This is a genomic window from Sphingobacterium sp. UBA7855 (genome assembly GCA_002500745.1).
Taxonomy (GTDB): Bacteria; Bacteroidota; Bacteroidia; order Sphingobacteriales; family Sphingobacteriaceae; genus Sphingobacterium.
The window spans coordinates 185,405-207,986 of sequence record DLST01000003.1 but is presented as its reverse complement, the minus strand read 5'-3'; the positions used below and the strand labels follow the sequence as shown (position 1 = coordinate 207,986).

Genomic DNA, 22,582 nt, shown 5'->3' with positions numbered 1-22,582 from the left:
AAGTAAGTTAATGAATAGAGATTTGACGTGTTGTTGCATCTATGATGCTGATGTGTATTTCCTTTGCTTCTTCAGGAAGTAAATTGGGGATTTTTTCTGGCCACTCCACAAAGCAGTATGCTCCTGAATAAAAGTATTCCTCGTAGCCAAAATCAAATGCCTCCTGTTCGTCTTTGATACGGTAAAAATCGAAATGATATACGGGGCCAATAGCAGATTCGTATTCATTGACGATGGAGAATGTCGGGCTCGATGTGCTGTCTTGGACATTTAATTGTTCGCAGAGGTGTTTTACAAAAGTTGTTTTCCCTGCCCCCATTGGACCATATAGCAAAAAAATGCGATCCTCCGGAAAACTGGTTAAAAGTGTTTCAGCTGCTTGCGATAAATCTGCTATCGAATTTACAATAATTTCCATGCTGCAAAATTACTATTTCGGTAAGTATGTCGCAAAGGGGATAATCATTTCTTCCAAAGAGATCCCGCCATGTTGAAACGTTCCATTAAAGTAATTGACAAATTGGTTGTAGTTGTTCGGGTAGACAAAATAGGTGTCCTCCTTGGCAAATACGTAGGTTGAGCTCACGTGAAGTTTGGGCAATTGTGCTTCATGTGGGTTTTTGATAGCGAAGACGTCTTTGTCGATATAATTCAGATTTTTGCCCTGTTTATATCTTAAATTTGTATTTGTATTTCGATCCCCCACAATTTTACTTGGCTTTTTCACACGGATTGTCCCATGGTCAGTGGTGATAATCACGCGAACCTTTTTTTGGGAGAGCCATTTGATCGCCTCTAATAAGGGGGAATGCTCGAACCAAGACAAGGTGAGTGAACGGTATGCGGCCTCGTCGTTTGCTAATTCGCGAATCATAGAGCTATCTGTACGTGCATGAGATAACATATCCACAAAATTATACACCAATGCATTAAGCTGATTGTGCATTAAATTTCCGAGATTGTCTACAACGTCTTTTCCTTGTTCCAATGTCAGAATTTTTGTGTAAGAGTGTTTTATGGGCTTTCGATAAAGGCGCTTAATCTGATCCTCCAAAAATTTATCCTCGTATAGATTTTTACCGCCTTCGTCTTCGTCGTTTTGCCACAATTTCGGAAAACGTTTTTCCATTTCTAACGGGGTTAGTCCACTAAAAATAGCATTTCTAGCATATTGTGTTGCTGTTGGTAAAATACTGAAATAGTTTATTTCCTCCTCCAGTCTAAAATAGTCGGTGATGACTTCATTGATAATTTTCCATTGGTCAAACCGCAAGTTGTCTATTAAGAAGAAAAATGTAGGAACATCATCTTCCAGCGTAGGGAATACTTTTTTCTTAAACAACTGATGTGAGAGGATTGGGCCGTTTTCGGGACGATTAATCCAATGGATATAGTTATTCTCTATGAATTTTGAGAACTGCATGTTTGCTTCAGATTTTTGCATGGTTAGAATTTCATGCATATTATTATCTTCAAGTTTCTCTAGAGACAACTCCCAGTACACAAGCTTTTTGTATACTTCCGACCATTGGTCGTAATCTAGGTTTTCGTTGAGAGTCATCCCCAAATTACGGAAGTCCTGCTGGTAGGCCATAGATGTTTTTTCATTGACGAGGCGCTTGTTTTCAGTCAATTTCTTTATGGTCATCAAGATCTGTTTGGGATTGACCGGCTTGATCAGGTAATCATCAATTTTAGAACCTATCGCATCTTCCATGACATGTTCTTCTTCATTTTTAGTGACCAGCACAATAGGTACAGAAGGATTGATAGACTTTAGTATACCGAGTGTTTCAAGTCCGGTCAGACCGGGCATATTCTCGTCTAAAAAAACGAGATGGAAAAAACCATTTTTAAAGGCTTCAACTGCATCATTTCCATTATTGACGGTGTCAACTTTATATCCTTTGCTTTCTAAAAATAGGATATGTGGTTTTAGAAAGTCAATTTCATCATCAGCCCAGAGAATATGTGTTTTTTGCATCTGCTATATATGTGTTTAATTACTAGAGGAGGACCGTGTTTCTATGAATAGAATAGTGTAAAAGAACAACTCTTACCTATTTAACGGATTTTTGATCTCATGCTAACTTAAGCAAATATCGTGCTTTAGATTTTATTTTTAACATTTCTTAACGATGAACTAACTATCTTTGTTTTAAGTTTATACTGATGTTAACCCAGCGTTCAGGATTTAAGAGCCAGGTTTCATAATTTATAGTGTTGATGATTGCCTTAATTTGTCGCCACCTTGAACAAAAATAAAATTATAAATGATCCGGTATACGGGTTTGTTTCGATCCCCACAGGATTGGTCTTTGATTTGGTACAGCATCCTTATTTTCAGCGACTTCGCTATATCAAGCAGGTGAGTATGACACATCTCGTCTATCCAGGTGCTTTACACACTCGTTTTCAGCACGCCATTGGATCCATGCATTTGATGGCAATGGCTTTGGAAACATTAAGAAGCAAGGGTGTATTCATTTCGGACGTGGAAGAGGAAGCCGCTCTTTCAGCTATTTTACTCCATGATATTGGGCATGGCCCCTTTTCCCACTCGTTAGAACATAGCTTAATTGAAGGCGTTTCGCATGAGTTGCTGTCTTCGTTGTTAATGGATCGAATCAATAAGGATTTAGACGGAAGGTTGAGCCTTGCAATTACCATTTTTAATGACAAATACGAGCGCAAATTTCTTCACCAATTGGTGTCGAGCCAGTTGGATGTTGATCGAATGGACTACCTCAATAGGGATAGCTTTTTTACGGGAGTATCTGAGGGAGTGATTTCATTTGACCGTATCATAAAAATGCTCAACGTGGTAGCGGATGAAATTGTTGTGGATTATAAAGGGCTATATTCAGTGGAGAAATTTCTTATAGCACGGCGACTGATGTATTGGCAAGTATATCTGCACAAAACCGTTATTGGTGCCGAACAGTTGCTGATTAAAATTCTGCAGCGGGCAAAATATTTGACGGCTGCTGGCCATCAACTCTTTTCTACTCCAGCTTTTCATTGGTTTTTAAGCCAACAAATCAATAAAAGTAATTTTTTGGACAACCCGTTGCATTTAGACTGGTTTACTCGTTTGGATGATACAGACATTATGTCTGCCATAAAAACATGGGAGTGTCATGAGGACCATATTCTAAGTACAATGTGTCAACGGGTAATGAAGCGTGATCTATATCGCTCTGTATTGAGCAACAAACCTTTTTCGCGCGAATATATTGATTTGGTGAAAGCAAAAGTACAAGCCGAAATCGGCGTGGCGATGGAGGATATGCATTATTATGTATTTACTCAGGAAATTCAGAATCGCGCGTATAATTCATCCCAGGATCAAATAAAAATTTTGTTAAAATCGGGCGAACTTGTCGATATAACGGAGGCTTCTGATCTGGGGAATTTAGAAGCGCTGTCGAAAAATGTCGCAAAATATGCTTTGTGTTATCCAAAAGAGGTGGGATATGTTGCAATTCCTTCTGTCAAGTAGTTATTTTTTAATAAAAAAACATAGATTTGTACCATGCAATTTACTGCGCAACAAATAGCGACATTATTAGAAGGACGGATTGAAGGAAATCCAGAGGTTGCGGTAGGTAACCTTGCCAAAATTGAGGAGGGTAAAAAAGGTGATCTTTCTTTTTTGTCAAATCCCAAATACGAGCATTTTATATATACTACTGATGCCTCGATTGTTATTGTTAATGAAGATTTGCAATTGACACATTCGACTAAGCCTGCATTAACGATTATACGGGTTAAGAACGCCTATGCTGCTTTTTCTACTGTCCTAAATATGTATAATGAGTTTCGCCTTGACAAAAGTGGGCGAGAGGAACCTCATTTTATACATGACGAGGCTGAAATCGGCCAAGGGGGCTATATCGGTGCATTTGTATATATAGGCAGAGGAGCATCGATCGGTGATCATGTGAAAATTTACCCACAGGTTTATATTGGAGATAAAGTTACTATTGGAGATAATACAACGCTCTATCCAGGAGTGAAGATTTATCATGATTGTAAGATCGGTAAAAATGTGGTAGTACATTCAGGTGTTGTCATCGGATCAGATGGATTTGGATTTGCACCACAAGAAGACGGGACATATAAAAAAGTTCCTCAGATTGGCTATGTTCAGATAGAGGATAATGTTGAGATTGGTGCCAATACCGTAATTGACAGAGCAACCATGGGAGCTACCATTGTTCGTCATGGCGTGAAGTTGGATAATTTGATTCAGATTGCCCATAATGTTGATATTGGAAAGAATACTGTTATTGCGGCGCAGACGGGTATTTCCGGTAGTTCAAAAATTGGAGAGCATGTGGTATTGGGCGGTCAGGTTGGTGTAGTTGGGCATATCGTTATTGCTAAGGGGTCCCAAATTCAGGCCCAGTCCGGAGTGAATAGATCGATCAAAGAAGAGGGCAAGAAGTGGGGCGGTACGCCATTGATGCCTTATCAGCCACAATTGCGGTCAAATGTAATCTTTGCTCGCCTTCCTGAATTGGAAAAGCGGATCCAGGAGTTAGAAAAATTAGTAGAAAAAAAATTAAAATAATTATTTTTCATTGAAAATAAGCTGTTCTTTAATTGTGATGAAACAGTAGTTTATCGTATAACTATATCATTGACCGATATAGCATAATCAACAAATGTTTTGTCAAAAGAAGTTTTGATTTAAAAATATGTTATTAGAAATGAATGTAAAACAGCGAACCATCAAAAACGAGGTTGAGATTTCGGGGGTAGGTCTTCATACAGGGAAAATTGTGTCGATGACCATCAAACCAGCTCCGGAAAATCACTGGTTTAAGTTCAGGCGTGTAGACTTGGAGGGGCAGCCAGAAATTTTGGTTGATGCAGATAACGTGACGGACACTTCGAGGGGGACGACAATTACTCAGAACGGTGCAAGTGTAAGTACAATTGAACATTTGATGGCGTCGTTAATTGGTTTACAAATTGATAACGTCCTGATTGATATCGATGGTCCCGAGATACCTATCTTAGATGGAAGTTCAGCTATTTTTGTAAAGCTGCTTGAAGAGGCAGGCTTTGAGGAGCAGGATGCTGACAGAGATTATTATGAGATTTCCAATAATATCCATTATGCTGAGCCTGATCGAAAAGTCGAGATATTGGGTATGCCGATGGATGGCTATAGGATGACCTGCATGATCGATTTTAACTCGCCGGTGTTGGGAAGCCAGCATGCTGCGATTACGTCAATTGACGATTTTAAATCCGAAATTTCATCTTCACGTACCTTTTGCTTTTTGCATGAGTTAGAGATGTTGGTGGATCATGGGCTTATTAAAGGTGGTGACCTAAGTAATGCGATTGTTATTGTGGATAAGGAGACTTCGCCTGAAGAATTACAGAAATTAGCTCATCTTTTTCATAAGGAAACCGTTGCAGTTGCCAAAGAAGGAATATTAAACAATAATCAATTGCGCTACCAAAATGAACCTGCCCGACATAAATTGTTGGATATGGTTGGAGATTTGGCACTCGTTGGGCGACCGCTGAAGGGCCATATTATGGCTGCTCGGCCGGGGCATGCCGCCAATGTTGCCTTTGCGAAAAAAATAAAGGAGCAGATTAAGAAAGATAAAACACGTAAAAAAATTAAAGTTTACGATCCTAATATGCCAGCATTATACGATACGGTAGAAATTATGAAGATTTTGCCGCATCGTCAGCCTATGCTTATGGTGGATAAGATTCTTGAATTGACCGAAACACATGTCGTAGGCTTGAAGAATGTTACCATGAACGAAGATTTATTTATGGGACATTTTCCCGGGGCGCCATTATTTCCAGGTGTATTGCAAGTAGAGGCTATGGCGCAAACAGGTGGGATTTTGGTTCTTAAAACAGTTCCTGATCCGGAAAATTGGCTAACTTTATTTCTGAAAATTGAAAATGCCCGTTTTAAAGCGCAGGTAACTCCAGGAGATTCTGTTATTTTTAGATGCGATTTGATGGAGCCGATTCGAAGAGGTATCGCAAAAATGAAAGGTGTGGCCATGGTAGGGGAGAAGATCGTATGTGAAGCCGAGCTTATGGCTCAGATCGTAAGAGTAAATAACAACTAAAGTAGTATAGATGATACAGCCATTAGCTTATATTCATCCTGAAGCAAAAATTGCTAAAAATGTGGTCATCGAACCATTTGTAACCATTTATAAAGACGTCATCATTGGTGAAGGCACTTGGATAGGCTCAAATGTGACGATTATGGATGGAGCACGAATAGGAAAAAATTGTAAAATATATCCCGGTGCAGTAATTTCTGGAGAGCCGCAAGATTTAAAATTTGATGGTGAGATTACGACAGTGGAAATTGGTGATAATACGACCATACGGGAGTGCGTAACGATCAATAGAGGCACCAAAGATAGATATAAAACAGTCATTGGAAAAAATTGTTTAATTCAAGCATACAGTCATGTTGCGCATGATTGTGAAGTAGGAGATAATTGTGTTTTCTCAAATAATAGTACGCTTGCAGGACATATTACCGTGGGTGACTATGTCGTACTGGCTGGAATGGTAGCTGTTCATCAATTTGTCAAAATTGGTTCGCATGCATTTGTCACCGGTGGTTCATTGGTACGTAAGGATATTCCCCCCTTTGTTAAAGCAGCGCGCGAACCTATTTCTTATGCAGGGATTAATTCAGTTGGATTAAGAAGAAGAGGATTTTCGGAAGATCAGATCGCCGAAATTCAGAACCTTTATCGAATTCTTTTTGTCCAAAATAGAAATTTAGCCAAGGCTATAGAAATTATAGAGGCTGAATATCAGGCAACAGAAATTCGGGATGAAATTTTGGATTTTATTCGGAATTCCGGCCGAGGTATTATGAAAGGATTCAATAATAGAGCGATGTAATCGCGTTATCGATTCTTGTGAATTTGAAAATTACATTAAAGGATATTGGTAGGAGGTATAACAATGAATGGATTTTTAGGCATATAAACTATACCTTTGAGTCCGGAAAGAGTTATGCAATCCTTGGTCATAATGGTTCGGGAAAATCTACTTTTCTGAAAGTGCTTTCAAGTAGTTTGACACCTTCTGAAGGTGAATTGTTCTATCACTATGGAGACGAATTTTTAGATGTGGATCAAGTATATCAGCAACTTTCCCTTGCAGCTCCATACGTTGAATTGATAGAGGAATTTACTTTAATGGAGCTGATTGATTTCCATTTTAAATTTAAAAGCTATCTTCCTTCTTTTGATAAAGAAGCTGTTATCAGCTTATTGGGATTAGAGCATGCGCTCGATAGAGAGATACGTTTTTTTTCATCAGGTATGCGACAACGGGTAAAACTGGCGCTAGCGTGTTGTTCCGCATCTTCGTTGGTCATGTTGGACGAACCTACAAGTAATTTGGATAGTTCCGGCGAAGAGTGGTACTTAACTTTAATCGAACGAACAAAATTAAAATCAAGAATTCTTGTCGTCTGTTCAAATCAGAAAAAAGAATATGCGTTTTGTGATGAACATATTTCAATTCTGGACTTTAAAACCTAAGTATTACTGGTTCCCTTCATCTTTCTTTCACCTCGATCGCTGTGTCCATAATCCCTAATAAATTACGTTTTTAGTGTATTTACCTTCCGAATGCTAAGGATAATTTTTCTTCCTATTGAAAACAGTATTTTACATAAAAAGTAGTAAAGGAAATTTTTATAACACAATTAGTTTTTGTATTTTTGACGACTCAATAATGAGATAACCGTTTAAAGTTCAATTCAAAGAATGGCTAAGGCATCAGAGGTAAAATCAGGAAATATTTTAAGATTTAACGGAGAATTAGTTTCCGTAGAAGAATATATACACCGTACACCAGGTAATTTGCGCGCGTTTTATCAAGCTAGAATGCGTAATGTTAAGACGGGTAAGTTAGTTGAGTATCGTTTCAGAGTTGACGAATCTGTGGAAATTGCACGTGTAGAAACAAACGATTATCAATATTTATATGAAGATGGTGAATTCTTCGTTGTAATGGATAATAGTACCTATGAGCAATTTAATATTCCTAAGTTTTTGTTCGGTGATTCAGCCCGTTTCTTGAAAGAGGGGATGACTGTCATTATTGCTTTTGAAAGTGATGAGCCTATCATGGCAGAAGCACCGAAAAGTGTTGAACTGGAAATCACATATACGGAACCGGCAGTAAAGGGAGATACGTCTACAAACGCCTTAAAAAAGGCAACCGTAGAAACAGGTGTAGAGATTATGGTACCGTTGTTCATTAATCAAGGTGAGAAAGTAAGAGTTGATACGCAAACCGGTAACTATATCGAGCGCGTAAAATAACATAAAGATTTTAGGTTTAGGTTGATTATTCGGTCTTGTTAGCGCTCGCTACAAGGCCGTTTTTTATCTTTATAAAATCCAATAAAGTAGAATAGGGGACTTTTTAGTTTTTGGGAAGGTTCGACTTGATCTTATGGCTTATGTGAATGCAATTGATGATGGGTTGTCTTGTTTATAATTGAATGAGCCCGATGGAATGCCATCTTTAAGTTATAGATAGGAGTTGTTTTGTCATGAAAAAATTATTTAGATGAAATCGAAGAATGAGCTTAGGCGTACTTACAAAGCGAAGAGATGTCAATTGTCTGTTGCCAGAGAGGCAGTCCTCAATAGTATGCTTTTGAAGCAATTTATGAAAATTGATCTCTCCAAAGTGAGCCTTTTACACGTTTTTATTCCTATTGAAAAATATCACGAGCCAGATACTTATGCAATCCTAAATTATCTTCAAGAATTTTATCCGCAGATAAAAATCGCTGTTTCAAGATCTAGCTTTGAAGACTATTCGATGCAGCATTATCTATTTGATACGCAAATGAGATTTGAAAAGAATGCATGGGGAATATCAGAACCAACTGCAGGTGTTGAAGTTGCTCCGTCGGATATCGATATGGTTCTTGTGCCCTTATTAATCTTTGATCTTTTTGGTTATAGAGTGGGATATGGAAAAGGCTTTTATGACCGTTTCTTTTCTCAATGTAAAGTTGATGTTCAGCGTATTGGATTGTCTTTTTTTGAGCCGATTGATGTTATTACGGATCGAAACGAACACGATGTTCAGTTAACTCAAGCGATAACACCATATCATATCTATCATTTTGTCAATGAATAGTAATTAGTGTAACTAATCAGGCCTTATCCAGCGGATATTAACTAGTATACGATCTTTTTTCTATAATAGCCTACGGTAGGTAGATTAGCCTCCAATTTTGGTTTGATTAGGCCCCATGGTGATTTAATTAAAATTATTTTTTAATTTTAATATGATTTTCAATGCCTGCACCTATATGTCTAGATTTTTTCTAATTGTTTTTTTGGTAGCAATTATACCGTTTCACATTACCCGTGGAATGGGACTTATGAGTTCAAACCCGTCGATAGAAAAAAAAAACTTTTATGAAACAATCATAAAAGAATCCGCGCAATATCAATCTTCCAATCTGGCGTTGAATAAATATCTTGCACCGTATTTTAGCCAAGCTGTACGAAAAAATGACAAGGCGCTTCTTGCAATCTATTATTGTTTGCTAGCCGACCATTCTTTTAATAATGAAGGGAGGAGAAATAGCTTTAGCGATAAATACTATCTTAAAGCATTGGATCTAGATGAGGGATACAGTTATCAAAATGTGAAAACTTGGGTGAAAGTCATGTATGGCTTTTATCTGTATAGATGTTTAAAAGCATCTGAAGCTTTGCCATTTATTCTTGAAGGCGAAAGAGGCCTTGAAGATTTACCGAAAGAACTGGTGTTGGATATCGTACAGACCTATAAAAAGCTTGGTTATTTTTTTGGGACCTTGGGTGATTATACTTCTGGAATCAAGTACTTGACCTTAGGCCAACAACAGGAAATAATTTCGCCTAGATTGAGGGCCGAAATTCTAGACAATTTAGGGATGTTGACGCTTAAAAGTAGAGGGGATACGTTGCAGGCCATGAAAAATTTTGAACTAGCTCAATCCTTGGCTCTTTCAGAAAATGACTCATTGCGCTACGCGAAGGTTTTGGGCAATCAAGCCGCTGTCTTTGAAGGCATGAAAGACTATCGTAAGGCCTTATCTTTGTTAGATAAGGATCTTGAAATTTCTAGATCAATAGGCGATAAACGAAATACGATTTTTGCCTTAATGATGCAGATTAGATTAAATATTGCCAGGCAAGAAATAACTGATGTTCCCCACATGATTAAAGAGACCGAATTGCTTTTATCAGGGTCAGATGATAAGAAGACGATATTGGAACTTGAAATTCATAAATTACATTTGGCCGTTCATAATCGGGAAATTGGGCATGAATTAGATGCACGTAGAAGGATTGAGCGTCTGCAGGACTCGTTACGATTTCTCGACGGAGATCCTGTATTATCCCAATTGAAATTTATGGCTGATAAACAGAAGTATGCGGATAAATTATCTTTAGCGCAGGCTGTAATTAAGAAAAAGCAAGCCGAAAGAAGATTATGGCTCATATTGAGTTTATTGGTATTGGTGCTATTTTTCTTTGTTTACAACGCCGTTCGCTATCGGACAAGAAAACGTATTCGCGATTATGAATATCAGCTACTCAACCTGAAGTATACAAAGGCTGAACTAGATAGGGAGCTAATGAGTTCAAAAAGTCAGGTTGAAGAGTATGTAGCTTATCTTAAGCGAAACAATGAACAGATCAATGTGCTTTCCGCATTACTAGAAGAAAAGGGCAATAATGTTGAAAGAGATCGAGAGGAGCTTAAAATATTATTGCAGTCGCATTTGATAACAGAGGAAAAATGGCAGGAATTTAAGCTGCTGATTATGAAAGAATTTCCTAATCTATTACAAGAGATACAATCTAAATTTTCCGATATCACCGAATCCAATTTACGTGTAATTGTACTGATGAAATTGGGACTTAATAATAAGGAAGTTGCCAATGTTTTGGGGGTTACTCCAGATGCGATCAAAAAATCGATGCAGCGTTTGAAAAAGAAACTTGGAGATCAGGCTGGGGTACTCATGGAATACATTTCCGACAAAGAATTTGTTTAATTTGCACGCGTATTAAAGAGTGGACAAATTGAAGGTAGCGAAGAGCGCTACTGATAGTTGAGAATTAGATCAGCATGTGATCATGGAGAGATGGAAGCTATGAAAGCCCAAAATATGACCGTCTCAGTTAAACTGGACGGTCATATTAAACGTAGAGCTCAATGGGCTCCTATTTAATCCAAAGGATTTGCTTTCAGATTCTTTTCCCAAGCCCAAGCAGAAGCCATCATTTCATCAATTCCCAGTTCGGCTTTCCAATGTAGTTGTTCCGCAGATTTGGTCACATCACCATAAACCTTGATGACATCGCCATCCCGGCGTGGGCCAATTTCATAATTCAATTTTTGACCGGATGCTTTTTCAAACGCTTTGATGGCTTCGAGTACTGAATACCCCTTTCCGGTACCCACATTGAATACATCATATTTCCCGTTCGGATTTCCTTTGTCCAATAAGTTGATTGCTGCAACGTGTGCTTTTGCCAAATCAACCACATGGATATAATCCCTTACACAGGAGCCATCTATGGTGTCGTAATCGTCACCGAAAACTGTTAGTTTTTCTCTTTTACCGATTGCGGTTTGTGTAATGAATGGTAATAAATTCTGGGGCACACCGTTTGGTAATTCGCCTATCAATGCAGACTCATGCGCTCCAACGGGATTGAAGTAGCGCAATGCGATAATATTATAGTTATCGTATGCAGTAGCTGTTTCTTCTAGAATTTCCTCCGCAATTTGTTTGGTATTACCATAAGGAGAAGTAGCTCTTTTTACAGGTGCACTTTCATTGACAGGAAGTGTATCTGGTTCGCCATATACAGTACAGCTTGAAGAGAAAACAAAATTTATCGGCTTATCTTGATACGCTTCTAACAAATTGATTAACGAGAAAAAATTGTTGTGGTAATATTTTAAAGGTTTTTTTACAGATTCACCAACGGCCTTTGACGCGGCAAAGTGTATAATCCCTGAAATGTCCGTATTTTCTTTCACAAATTCGTCCACACGGTTTGTGTCACACAGGTCAAATTGGTGAAATTCGGGCTTAACCCCGATGATCTTCTCAATCTGATCCAAAATCTTGATGTTTGAATTGGATAGATCGTCTATGATGACAGGTATGTATCCTGCTTGATGTAGTTCGACCACGGTGTGCGAGCCGATGTAACCTGTTCCTCCTGTGACTAATATTTTTTTGTTCATTATTGTTGATTATAGTAAGTAAAGTCTTTCTTGCGGGTAAGGCAAAATATAAGATATTGTTCCCTATGCTCCGGCACGCGGATAATTTTGATTTTTATTTTCCACTCGTGCTTTCCTTTTAATGAAATGGGTTTAATATCTTTGACTAAGATAAACATTATTTTAAAAACATGCGTTTGCTTTATTCAATTGGAATCGTTCTTTATGGACTCTTACTGCGTATTTTGGCTCCTTTTCATGGTAAGGCCAGGCTCATGGTAACAGGGCGAAAAGACTGGTATCACAGGATGAAACAAACGGTTGATTCTACCCAAAAACATGTCTGGTTTCATTTTGCTTCATTGGGAGAATTTGAGCAAGGAAGACCTGTTTTGGAGTCCGTAAGAAATACTTATTCGGATCATAAAATAATTGTAACATTTTACTCTCCCTCGGGCTTTGAGATCCGAAAAAATACGGCTTTGGCTGATTATGTGTTTTATCTTCCCTATGATACAGCACAGAACGCGCGACTTTTCCTTGACCTCATCAAGCCAAGCTTCGCCGTATTCACAAAATATGAATATTGGTATTATTTTTTTGAGGGGCTGTATAGCCGAGGGATTCCTTTGTTTCTGATCTCAGCAATATTTAGACCCGATCAGATCTTTTTTCAGGCATATGGTAACTTTTTTCTTCAGATTTTAGGCTATGTGACTTACTTTTTTGTGCAAAATGAAGAAAGTGTACGTCTTTTAAAAGAATTTGGGATACGCAACGCCGGGCTTGCTGGAGATACCCGATTTGATCGGGTAGTAGACCTTCCTAAAAGTAAGAAAGTGATTCCGGAGGTCATCCAATTTATTGGAGAACATCCAACTTTGGTGGCTGGAAGTACCTGGCCAGAAGATGAGCAAATACTAAGAGAATTATTTGCGGATTATCCGGCCTATAAACTCATCTTGGCTCCGCACGAGATTCATGAGTCACATTTGGCGAGTATCTTCAACCTTTGGCCAAAAGCGCTCCGTTTTTCGAATATGGCCAATTATGATGCTGTTACAATAGCAGATGCTCGTGTATTAGTTATCGACAATATCGGTATGCTTTCTTCGCTGTATGGTTATGGCCAAATAGCCTATATTGGTGGTGGATTTGGGGTGGGGATACATAATACGCTGGAGGCCGCAACTTATGGCATACCGGTTCTATTTGGTCCCAATTTCAAAAAGTTTCAGGAGGCGAAAGATATTGTACAGCGTGGTGCAGGTTTTTCTATTGGAAGTGTTAAAGAACTTAATAAAGCATTTGCTGCTCTTCAAGATGGCCCTTTCCGTCAGGAAGCAGGGAAGTTGGCCCGTGATTACGTGCTGCAGAATGCTGGAGCAACACCGATTATTATGAAATACCTTAAAAGTAATCTTGCTAAAGTATAAGCGGAGGCTGCACAGCTACCGCTTATACTTTACAGTTTAATAGTAAGTATACCTTCTTACACCGGTAATATGGCGGGATAAGCGCATCACCTGATGTGAGTATCCATATTCATTATCGTACCAGATATACAGAACAATGTTTCTGCCGTCCGTCGAAACTATCGTTGCCGGAGCATCGACTATGGCAGCGGCACTGGTGCCAATGATATCCGATGAAACAAGTTCATTGTTTTTGGAAAACATAATCTGTTCAACAAGGTTACCCTGCAGCGATGCCTTTTTTAAAAGGGCATTGATGTCGTTGACTGTAGTTTTGGATTTGATTTGAAGATTTAATATCGCCAATGACCCATTTGGGACGGGAACACGAATAGCGTTTGAAGTCAGTTTGCCCGTTAGCGAAGGCAACACTTTTGCAACGGCATCCCCTGCTCCAGTTTCGGTGATGACCATATTGAGTGCGGCTGCCCTGCCCCGTCTGGATTTCTTGTGCATATTGTCGACAAGATTCTGGTCGTTGGTATAGGAGTGTATGGTTTCAATATGCCCTCTATCTATTCCTATTGTATTTTCAAGTACAGCTAAAATGGGAGATATCGCATTAGTGGTACAAGAGGCCGCGGAAAAGATCTTATGTTTTTGCAAATCGCTATCATTTTCGTTGACCGCATATACGATATTTGGGACCCCTTTCCCGGGAGCTGTTAATAATACTTGTTCGGCGCCTTTGGATTTCAGGTGGCGACTAAGTTCCTGCGCATCGCGAAAAGCCCCTGTATTGTCGATGATTAAAGCATTTTCTATACCATAGACTGTGTAATCAATATCCTCGGGTTGTTTTGCGGAGATCAGATGGACGGTAATTCCATTGATGACGAGTGCCGGATTTGCTATATCGGCCTGCACATCGCCTTCGAATGCACCGTGTATGGAATCCGTTTTTAATAGTGCCGCTCTTTTCAGGATCGATTTGCTATCATTGACGTCGCGAGTTACAATGGCGCGGAGACGAAGCTGCTGTCCCGCACCGGTGTTAAGCATAAGTTCGCGGGCGAGTAAGCGACCGATACGACCAAAGCCATAAAGCACCACATCACGTGGCTTCAATTTCTCCTGTTGATGCATGTCCTGTAACTCCGCAGTGATGAAATTGTGTAGGTCATTAGCGGAAAAGGTTTTTTTCTTGGCCTGTAAAGTGAGTTTCCCAAGGTCAATACGAGCGGGAGAAAGTGGCGATTTTTCCAATAGCTGTGCGATTTGCAGTGTGTCAAGAATGTCGACCGGCTCGTCGGTAAGCAGGGCACTTTCCTGAATCAGGTTTAGGATAGCACTCGGTTTTGCATCAAAGAGTCGATTTCGAAAGAATACGAGCTCTACGGCGTGGTTATACCACAGGTTGCTGACAATTTGAATTAAGTTTACGGCAGCATTATGTTGCTCTCTGTAACTTTTGATCTCTAAGTCAAAAGATGGCTTGTGTGACATAATAATTTTATAATAGATTATGTTACAAACATAGGACAAAGTAGGTAGAAAACTGTCTTAAATTTCCATTTTCACAATTTTTAGCGCTAAATCGCTTTTTGTATTAATGATTTTATAAAATATAATATCTTTATTTGCTAATCTTCTATTATAAATAAATTAGACATGATACGATCGGCCATTAATTTGCCCGCATCTGTTAAACGTAAGTTGTTTGGCTCCAAAATAAGATTCTTCGCTGCTATAAATGGTTCAGCTTCTTTTAAGACGCGATCTTTAACGGATCGTCCAAACTTACTTTCCAGTGCAATTAGATCTAGTCCCCACATGGTTCGCAACGATGTCATGATATTTTCATTGATCTGGTCAAGCGTGGAAAGCTCCTCAATTTCCAGGGGAAGTTGATCTAAATTAATGGATGTCATATATTTAGCATTATTAGAAACATTCCAGGACCTTGAAGTTCCATTGAATGAATGAGCTGAAGGGCCGATGCCAAGATAATGTTTGCCTTTCCAATAATTTGTATTGTGACGGGCATAACAGCCGTTTTTTGCAAAATTGGAGATTTCGTACTGCTCATATCCCGCGGATTTCAACGTATGAATAAGAAGACTCATCTGATCAGCAGCCTGATCAGAATCCATGGCTGGAGATATTCCTTTTTTAACGAAGTGGTCTAATACTGTTTTCTTTTCCACGGTCATGGAGTAGGAAGAAATATGAGGAATTTCAAAGTCAATCAGTTGTTGCATATTATGACGCCATTTTTCGGTTGTCAATAGCGGATAGCCATAAATAAGGTCACAGGTAATATTTTCAAAGCCCGCATCTTGCACACGCATAATCGATGCGACTGCTTCCTGTTGATTATGCGCTCTGTTCATCCACTGGAGATCTTCCTCAAAGAATGACTGTATACCTATGCTGAATCGATTGATTGCTGTATGCCGTAGACTGTTTACTTTGGCGGCATTTAGATCGTCTGGATTGGCTTCCAGTGTAATTTCAGCGTGATCTGCAATATCAAAGTGCTTCGCGATCGTCTCGATGATCCGCGCGATCTCATCCGCTTCCAATAAGGACGGTGTGCCGCCGCCAAAATAAATAGACTCGATCTTTTTGTCTTCCAAATACACTGCTCTAAGCGCAATTTCCCGTTTTATAGCATTGATCATCTCGCTTTTGTACTGAAGTGAAGTGCTAAAATGGAAATCGCAATAATGGCAAGCCTGTTTACAGAATGGGATATGGACATAAATCATAGGTACAAATATACCAAGACCTAATTAACTTGTCTCTTTATTCGTATGATTTCTTCTCCTATAGGCTCTTGTCGGCGCAATACGTGTTGTATTTCACTGGATAGCCCTTAAAAGTAGCCATCCATGTATTGGCTTTAGCGTAGGATGAATATTTTATGACGTCCATCACGGGCAGCCAAGCAAGATGGATTTGCGATAATGGGTATCCAATTTGCGACGAAAGTGTCCAAATAAAAAAACAGCTTCCAAACCGTATGGAATATACTTGGATTGGAAGCTGTTTTTTGTACTTTATGCTGCGATAGCCTGTGTTTCGTTATTTGCTAAAGGTGTTATTTGACGATTCTACATCTGCCAAGCGCAGTGAAGGATCAATTGTTACTGCTTTTGGTGTCTTTGATAGCGGAATGGTATAATCGGGTTTCGTCCAGAACCAGTCTTCGAGCACGGTTCTTTTAACACCTTTGTAAATGTCAAAATGTTCTTCCGGTTTTTCTCCACGCATTTCACGCAAAGGGATATAAAAGAGTTCCTTGCTTCCATCGGTGTATTCTACGAGAACATCCAGTGGCATGGCAAAATTAGACTTGTTAGCCAAAAGAATTTCTTTATCTGTTACATTTTCAATGGCGTAATCGATTTGACGGGTGGTATTGATAAACAGGTTGAAATACCATTTCAGGTTGATCCCCGAAACTTCTTCAGCAACGCGTTTGAAATCATTAGGGGTCGGATGTTTAAACTTCCAGAGATCATAAAATTTCAGAAAGGTTTTCTCTAAGTTTTCCTGTCCAATAATATAACCCAGCTGCTCTGCAAGTACAGCACCTTTGTTGTATGCTTCGTTGCTGTATCCATAATTGGTGTTATAATAATCTGCCAATAAGCTCATGGGTTCTTCTTTACCAGAAAGCGCTAATTTGTAATAACCACGGTAAGCTGCAATTTGCGGGTTGGATGCTATGGCTCCTCTTTTTTCAAAGATATGCTGCATGGCAAGCTCTTCGACATAGGAGGTAAAGCCTTCATCAAACCACTCATCTACAGTTTCGTTGATTCCAAATAATTGCTGGTACCAAGAGTGTGCTGATTCGTGGAATATTACACCAACAAGGCTTTTTAGATTGCGTCCACCGGTGATCAGGGTAGCTGTACCATACTCCATTCCCCCATCGCCACCTTGAATGATGGTATATGTTGGCCAAGGGTATTTTCCAAACTTTGCACTACAAAAATCGAAGAATTCGGTGGATAGACCTATAGCTGTTTTCCAATTGGATATCACTTCTTTGTCGGTTGGCAAAAATACGGTATACACTTTTATTCCGTTTTTACTTGAAGCTGAATCTACGACAAACTTGGGGTCCGCGGCCCATACAAAATCATGGATATTTTGGGCCTTATAGTGCCAGGTGGCTTTATTGCCGTCTAATTTTATCTTTGCCTTCGGTTGATAGCCTTTCACCTCTGCTGGGTTCTGAAGAACACCTGATGCACCGACTACATAATTTTTGTTGAGCCGTATAGTGACATCAAAATTACCAAAGGGAGCAATGAATTCACGGCCTGTATATTCATCTAAATGCCAGCCGAATTCATCAAATTGAGCCATTTTTGGATACCATTGTGCCATAGAGAGTGCTACTCCTTCGGCAGAATTTCGGCCAGTTCTTCGGATTTGTTCTGGCACTTGGGCGGTCCACTCCATGTCAAAACGGGCTGTTTCGCCATCTTGTATAACCGACGGTAGAGTGACCTCCAAGATGGTCCCATCAATTTTAAATGAGGTATGAGCCCCATTCATTGTTAAGCTTTTGATTTTTTGATAACCTATTTGATTGGTTTGGAGCTCTCCGATACGGCTTTGATATATTGGTTTTTCTTTCGTACCTACATTAATCACCATGCGCTTGTCGGGATCACTGATGTTTTTTAAGCGATAATCCATCATCGATCCTGGTTGAAAAGCATTGAAATATAGATGGAAATAGACCTTTTTTAGGGACTGACCTGAATTATTGCTATACTTCAAGATCATTTTTCCATCGTATTGATATGCTTTTTCATCCACGTTGACGTCCATTTTGTAGTCAACTTTCTGTTGCCAGAATCCTTTCCTTTGGGCCTTCACTACTGCCCCCCAAATATTGAATACACAGATAAGTGTAAAAAAGGATATAATTTTAATTTTCATGTCTCAAACTTACAAAATTGTCTCAATAAATGGCGCTTATAGGTGCTTGATGACGCTAATGTCATCAAATCTTGACGAAAATCTACCATTGGTTGTGGAATTGGCTTGGTTTTGGTTATGGGATTTATTTATTGAGTTAAAATCAATTTTACTTTTTATTTATGGATAATCTATATTATAAGCCCTCTGGAAAGGCTCCTGTATTGGCTATTGTCGGCTCCCTGATCCTAGGTACTTTGGGTGCCATTGTATTGGCTATTGTTTACATTGCTTTACAATGGTTTATACCCATTATTTACTTTAATGTATTTATTACCTTAGGTTTTGGTGCTGGAATATTCTATGTGCTGAATTTTTGTTTCAAACAATGGAAATTAAGGAATAGGGGGATAGCCATTTTGATCACATTATTGGTCGCCATTTTAGCCTTTTATGCACAGTGGGCTTTGTTTGTATCATTAATGTACAATGCGGAAGGAACAATGGGCGGAGATACCTGGGTAAAATCGTCTTTTAACCTTGAAGGTTTTAAAGCTTTTTTCTTACACCCGACATTTATTTGGGAAGCGATGCAAGGTTTAAATGAAGTAGGTACGTTTACCCTGAAAAAGAGCCCGGTTTCGGGCGGTATGTTGTGGGCCGTGTGGGCTATTGAAATGGGTATTATATTGATTACTCCAATCATTATGGCTTTCCGCGGCATCACTATCTATCCATTTTCTGAAAAAGACGAAGTATGGATGAATAAACGCGCTTTGCCGGGAAGGTTAAAGTATGTGGCTGATAAAGATGCCGTAGTCAGCTCGTTGGGCAACCATGATTTTGCCTATGTATACGACTATCTATCGGAAGAAGAAGAACATCTCTCTTTCGCCACCGCTGAATTATATGAATCTGAAACGGACGACCATCAATATTTGACGATCTATAATCATCAATTTACGGAAAAGAAAGGCAAGCTGGAAGAAAAGAAGGATGAGGTGATTGAGTTCTTGCGAATAAACAGAAATAGTTTGTAGACTAGTTGGAAAGGTAATCTATTCGGGTGCCTTTCGGCTCTGCTTCGCCTTTTGTTCGCCCCTTGTTCGCCTTGCGTACTCGTTTTCTCCACCTTGCTCCCACTGTGCGTCCACCTAATAAGTGGGCGCAAGGTGGGCGAACAGTGGGCGAACAGTGGGGGAACTCCGAACGAGTTACGAATAAGGGGCGAATGAGTCGGCAACAAGAATACCGCCCTTTGCTTTCCATTCATTAATAGAAGGGCTATAAATTTTTACCTCCTTAATACCATTTTTCGCCAATATCGATGCCGCTATGGTTGCCCGGTCTCCCGATTGACAGTGGAGATACAGCTGTTTACTTTGGTCAACTTTGCTGAGGTTGTCCTCAATTGTTCCAACAAAGAGATGTGTTGCATTCGGTAAATGGCCCTCTGCGAACTCACTGGCATTGCGCACGTCTAGAATTTGCGTGTCGGATTTGTCCAAAGCGCTCTTCATTTCTTCAAACCCGATGAGCTGTTGATGTGCTAATGCGATGTCCAAACTGGGGATTGCATCCGGTGTAATATATCCGGTAACGTGATCCAATCCGATGCGCATAAGTTTACGTGCAACGTCGTCCAATTGGTTTTCTTCTACAATGAGTATAAAAGGATCGGAGTAATTAAGTATCCAGCCTGCCCAAGTATTAAAAGTCTTGTTGTTTTGAATATTGACGCTACCTGGCAGATATCCCTTTGCAAAGTCGGACTTGTGTCGTGTATCAATGATTGTTGTTCCTTCGTGGTATAAATCAAGAAAGGCATCATTCGTTAACCTGTTGTATCGAGGTAATTCCGTTTGTAAAGGCCGCGCTATTTTGTTGAGTTTTTTCATCATGGCAAAGTAGCGAGGTGGCTCGGGTTGTCCTGATAAGAGCTCATCCACGAAAGCTGCTTCATTGTTTTGGTATTGAAGTGCCCAATTCCGTATTTTCTCATAACCAACGGTCGAACTAGGGACGGCGCCGAGTGCCTTTCCACAGGCGGATCCGGCGCCATGAGCAGGCCATACCTGAATATGATCGGGTAAAGTCAAGAAATGTTGCAACGAACGGTACATTTGCTGTGCTCCGATCTCTTTGGTTCCGATCATTCCAGCCGCATTTTCCAATAGATCAGGGCGGCCAATGTCGCCAACAAATACAAAGTCACCAGTAAAAATCATAACAGGTTCCATCGTTGCCGGTGTATCGACCAATACAAAACTAATACTCTCAGGTGTATGTCCGGGAGTATGGATAACCTTGAAAATAAGGTTTCCGACTTGAAATTGATCGCCATCTTTTAATCCTTTATGTGGAAATGCGTATTGCCAGTCCGCCCCACCTTCATCGGATAAGTAAGGTTGGGCACCTGTTAATGCTGCCAATTCCAGTGTGCCGGATAGGTAATCGGCATGGATATGTGTTTCCGCAATATGCGTTATGATCAGATTATTCTTTTGTGCAATCTCAAGATAGGTATCTACATCTCTTTTGGGGTCAATCACTATAGCTACTCCTTTTGCTTGACAGCCAATGATATAACTCGAATGAGCAAGAGATGATTCAAAAATGTGTTGAAAAAACATAACGTGTGATTTTAATGATTTACAAATTGCATGAATTCGAAAGCAAAGATTAGGGTGCCAATGCTAATTAAAAAATATCCGAAGATGCCTTTCAATTTTGCTGCATCTAATTTATCTTTCCATTTGGAGCCAATTTGGAGGCCTATTAACGTGATTAATGTAAAAGTTACTAATATAAACCAATTCATATGTTGTAAGAAATGATAATTTGCGATCAAACCAAATGACGCGTTTAATCCGATTATGAACAAAGAAGTGGCAATCGCCTGCTTAAGTGGAATCCCTAAGAGTAACACTAGGGCTGGTACAATGATAAAACCGCCTCCCGCACCGACTAAGCCTGTCATAATGCCAACTAGTGAGCCGACAAGGATAACGTTGAAAATTTGTGCAGGTCTACCCTTGAATGTTGCATCCTGTACCTGTTTTTGTCTTCTTACCATCGCCGTCGCAGAAATTAATATGACCATCGAGAACAATAGCATGATGATATGGTTTCTGGAAATCTCCATACTCCCGATGTTGAATGACTCGGGTATAGAAACGAGAAGATAGCGCTTGGTGAAATAGACTGAAATTAGCGAGGGAAGTAGAAAAATAGTTGTGGTTTTCAAGTCAATTTCCTTCTTTTTTAACGGATAAATTGATCCGACCAAGGCTAATATTCCAATAGAAAACAGCGAATAGTCCAATGCATATTGAGGTTCAATATGGAAGATATAGACAAATATGGGGAGTGTTAGGATGCTTCCGCCGCTACCCATTAGGCCCATAGATAGCCCGACGACGACAGCTAATGTAAATCCAGCTATAAATATTAATTCCATTTTCTGTTGCTAAAAATTTAATTTTTGATGGCGTGGGCTTTCAAAATAGTAGACTACCTGTAGGTCAATGGGGCAATTTGTTGCGCAAGATACCGTAAATCCATGTACCCAATAAGGCAAACAATAGTACAATGCCAATCGTCCAGTAACCGGCTCCGATCAAAGCAAACATGGGGCCTGGACAAGCACCGGTCAGCGCCCAGCCCAAACCAAAGATGGTGCCGCCCACTAGATACCGGGTAATGCTTTTATCTTTATCTACAAAGGTGATGTGCGCTCCGTGGCTGTCCTTAATTTGTTTCCTTTTGATGATCTGTACGATAATAATGGCTGTTGTTAGCGCTGTTCCAATGATACCATACATGTGAAAGGAGCGAAATTGAAACATTTCGTATATTCTATACCAGGATGCTGCTTCCGACTTATACAAGATGATGCCAAATAATATGCCTATTAATATGAATTTTAATGCTTTCAT

At 39.6% G+C, this 22,582-nt stretch carries 19 protein-coding genes; 10 read left to right on the top strand and 9 right to left on the bottom strand.

Annotation, left to right across the window (positions count from 1 at the left end):
- Positions 1–7: 7 nt before the first annotated feature.
- Positions 8–418 (bottom strand): tRNA (adenosine(37)-N6)-threonylcarbamoyltransferase complex ATPase subunit type 1 TsaE, encoded by a 411-nt coding sequence (tsaE, locus tag B2107_RS03500; protein ID WP_293953154.1) that lies wholly within the window; start codon positions 416–418, stop codon positions 8–10.
- 12 nt (positions 419–430) lie between these two features.
- Entirely contained in the window at positions 431–1,984 is a 1,554-nt protein-coding gene (locus B2107_RS03495; RefSeq protein ID WP_209577497.1) for a PglZ domain-containing protein, read from the bottom strand.
- A gap of 267 nt (positions 1,985–2,251) precedes the next feature.
- On the opposite strand from B2107_RS03495, the gene B2107_RS03490 reads away from it, so the two are divergent.
- The 8 genes from B2107_RS03490 to B2107_RS03455 all read left to right on the top strand — a co-directional run bounded on the left by B2107_RS03490 (position 2,252) and on the right by B2107_RS03455 (position 11,101).
- The gene (locus B2107_RS03490; protein ID WP_293953152.1) at positions 2,252–3,502 is read left to right on the top strand and encodes an HD domain-containing protein; all 1,251 of its coding nucleotides are present in this window, start codon (positions 2,252–2,254) and stop codon (positions 3,500–3,502) included.
- Between the two features lie 33 nt (positions 3,503–3,535).
- The gene (lpxD, locus tag B2107_RS03485) at positions 3,536–4,576 is read left to right on the top strand and encodes a UDP-3-O-(3-hydroxymyristoyl)glucosamine N-acyltransferase (protein WP_293953150.1); all 1,041 of its coding nucleotides are present in this window, start codon (positions 3,536–3,538) and stop codon (positions 4,574–4,576) included.
- Positions 4,577–4,715: 139 nt separating this feature from the next.
- Positions 4,716–6,116, top strand: a complete 1,401-nt coding sequence (locus tag B2107_RS03480) for a bifunctional UDP-3-O-[3-hydroxymyristoyl] N-acetylglucosamine deacetylase/3-hydroxyacyl-ACP dehydratase (protein ID WP_209577816.1) — start codon at positions 4,716–4,718, stop codon at positions 6,114–6,116.
- 10 nt (positions 6,117–6,126) lie between these two features.
- Positions 6,127–6,915 (top strand): acyl-ACP--UDP-N-acetylglucosamine O-acyltransferase, encoded by a 789-nt coding sequence (gene lpxA / locus B2107_RS03475; protein ID WP_209577503.1) that lies wholly within the window; start codon positions 6,127–6,129, stop codon positions 6,913–6,915.
- Between the two features lie 17 nt (positions 6,916–6,932).
- Positions 6,933–7,562: an ABC transporter ATP-binding protein gene (locus B2107_RS03470; protein WP_312332356.1), complete on the top strand. Its 630-nt coding sequence runs from the start codon at positions 6,933–6,935 to the stop codon at positions 7,560–7,562.
- A 228-nt stretch (positions 7,563–7,790) separates the two neighbouring features.
- Entirely contained in the window at positions 7,791–8,351 is a 561-nt protein-coding gene (efp, locus tag B2107_RS03465; RefSeq protein WP_209577505.1) for an elongation factor P, read from the top strand.
- Between the two features lie 250 nt (positions 8,352–8,601).
- On the top strand, positions 8,602–9,183 hold the full coding sequence (locus B2107_RS03460) for a 5-formyltetrahydrofolate cyclo-ligase (protein ID WP_293953146.1): 582 nt from the start codon (positions 8,602–8,604) through the stop codon (positions 9,181–9,183).
- Between the two features lie 175 nt (positions 9,184–9,358).
- Complete coding sequence (locus B2107_RS03455) at positions 9,359–11,101, top strand: tetratricopeptide repeat protein (RefSeq protein WP_293953144.1); 1,743 nt, start codon at positions 9,359–9,361, stop codon at positions 11,099–11,101.
- A gap of 173 nt (positions 11,102–11,274) precedes the next feature.
- On the opposite strand, the gene galE is transcribed toward B2107_RS03455, so the two are convergent.
- Complete coding sequence (gene galE, locus B2107_RS03450) at positions 11,275–12,306, bottom strand: UDP-glucose 4-epimerase GalE (RefSeq protein WP_293953142.1); 1,032 nt, start codon at positions 12,304–12,306, stop codon at positions 11,275–11,277.
- Positions 12,307–12,476: 170 nt separating this feature from the next.
- On the opposite strand from galE, the gene B2107_RS03445 reads away from it, so the two are divergent.
- Positions 12,477–13,721 (top strand): 3-deoxy-D-manno-octulosonic acid transferase, encoded by a 1,245-nt coding sequence (locus B2107_RS03445; RefSeq protein ID WP_293953140.1) that lies wholly within the window; start codon positions 12,477–12,479, stop codon positions 13,719–13,721.
- 36 nt (positions 13,722–13,757) lie between these two features.
- Here B2107_RS03445 and B2107_RS03440 read toward each other — a convergent pair whose 3' ends face one another.
- The 3 genes from B2107_RS03440 to B2107_RS03430 form a co-directional block, all read right to left on the bottom strand.
- Positions 13,758–15,206: a glyceraldehyde-3-phosphate dehydrogenase gene (locus B2107_RS03440; protein WP_293953138.1), complete on the bottom strand. Its 1,449-nt coding sequence runs from the start codon at positions 15,204–15,206 to the stop codon at positions 13,758–13,760.
- A 137-nt stretch (positions 15,207–15,343) separates the two neighbouring features.
- Entirely contained in the window at positions 15,344–16,471 is a 1,128-nt protein-coding gene (gene hemW / locus B2107_RS03435) for a radical SAM family heme chaperone HemW (RefSeq protein ID WP_293953136.1), read from the bottom strand.
- A gap of 316 nt (positions 16,472–16,787) precedes the next feature.
- On the bottom strand, positions 16,788–18,665 hold the full coding sequence (locus B2107_RS03430) for a M1 family metallopeptidase (protein ID WP_293953134.1): 1,878 nt from the start codon (positions 18,663–18,665) through the stop codon (positions 16,788–16,790).
- 161 nt (positions 18,666–18,826) lie between these two features.
- Here B2107_RS03430 and B2107_RS03425 point away from each other — a divergent pair, with 161 nt between their 5' ends.
- Positions 18,827–19,684 carry a hypothetical protein gene (locus tag B2107_RS03425; RefSeq protein ID WP_293953132.1) on the top strand — a complete coding sequence of 286 codons (858 nt, stop codon included), beginning with the start codon at positions 18,827–18,829 and terminating at the stop codon, positions 19,682–19,684.
- A gap of 174 nt (positions 19,685–19,858) precedes the next feature.
- Here B2107_RS03425 and B2107_RS03420 read toward each other — a convergent pair whose 3' ends face one another.
- From B2107_RS03420 to B2107_RS03410, 3 genes are all read right to left on the bottom strand, one after another.
- Entirely contained in the window at positions 19,859–21,277 is a 1,419-nt protein-coding gene (locus B2107_RS03420; protein ID WP_293953130.1) for an MBL fold metallo-hydrolase, read from the bottom strand.
- A gap of 11 nt (positions 21,278–21,288) precedes the next feature.
- On the bottom strand, positions 21,289–22,104 hold the full coding sequence (locus B2107_RS03415) for a sulfite exporter TauE/SafE family protein (RefSeq protein ID WP_293953128.1): 816 nt from the start codon (positions 22,102–22,104) through the stop codon (positions 21,289–21,291).
- Between the two features lie 64 nt (positions 22,105–22,168).
- Positions 22,169–22,582, bottom strand: a complete 414-nt coding sequence (locus B2107_RS03410; protein ID WP_293953126.1) for a DUF6691 family protein — start codon at positions 22,580–22,582, stop codon at positions 22,169–22,171.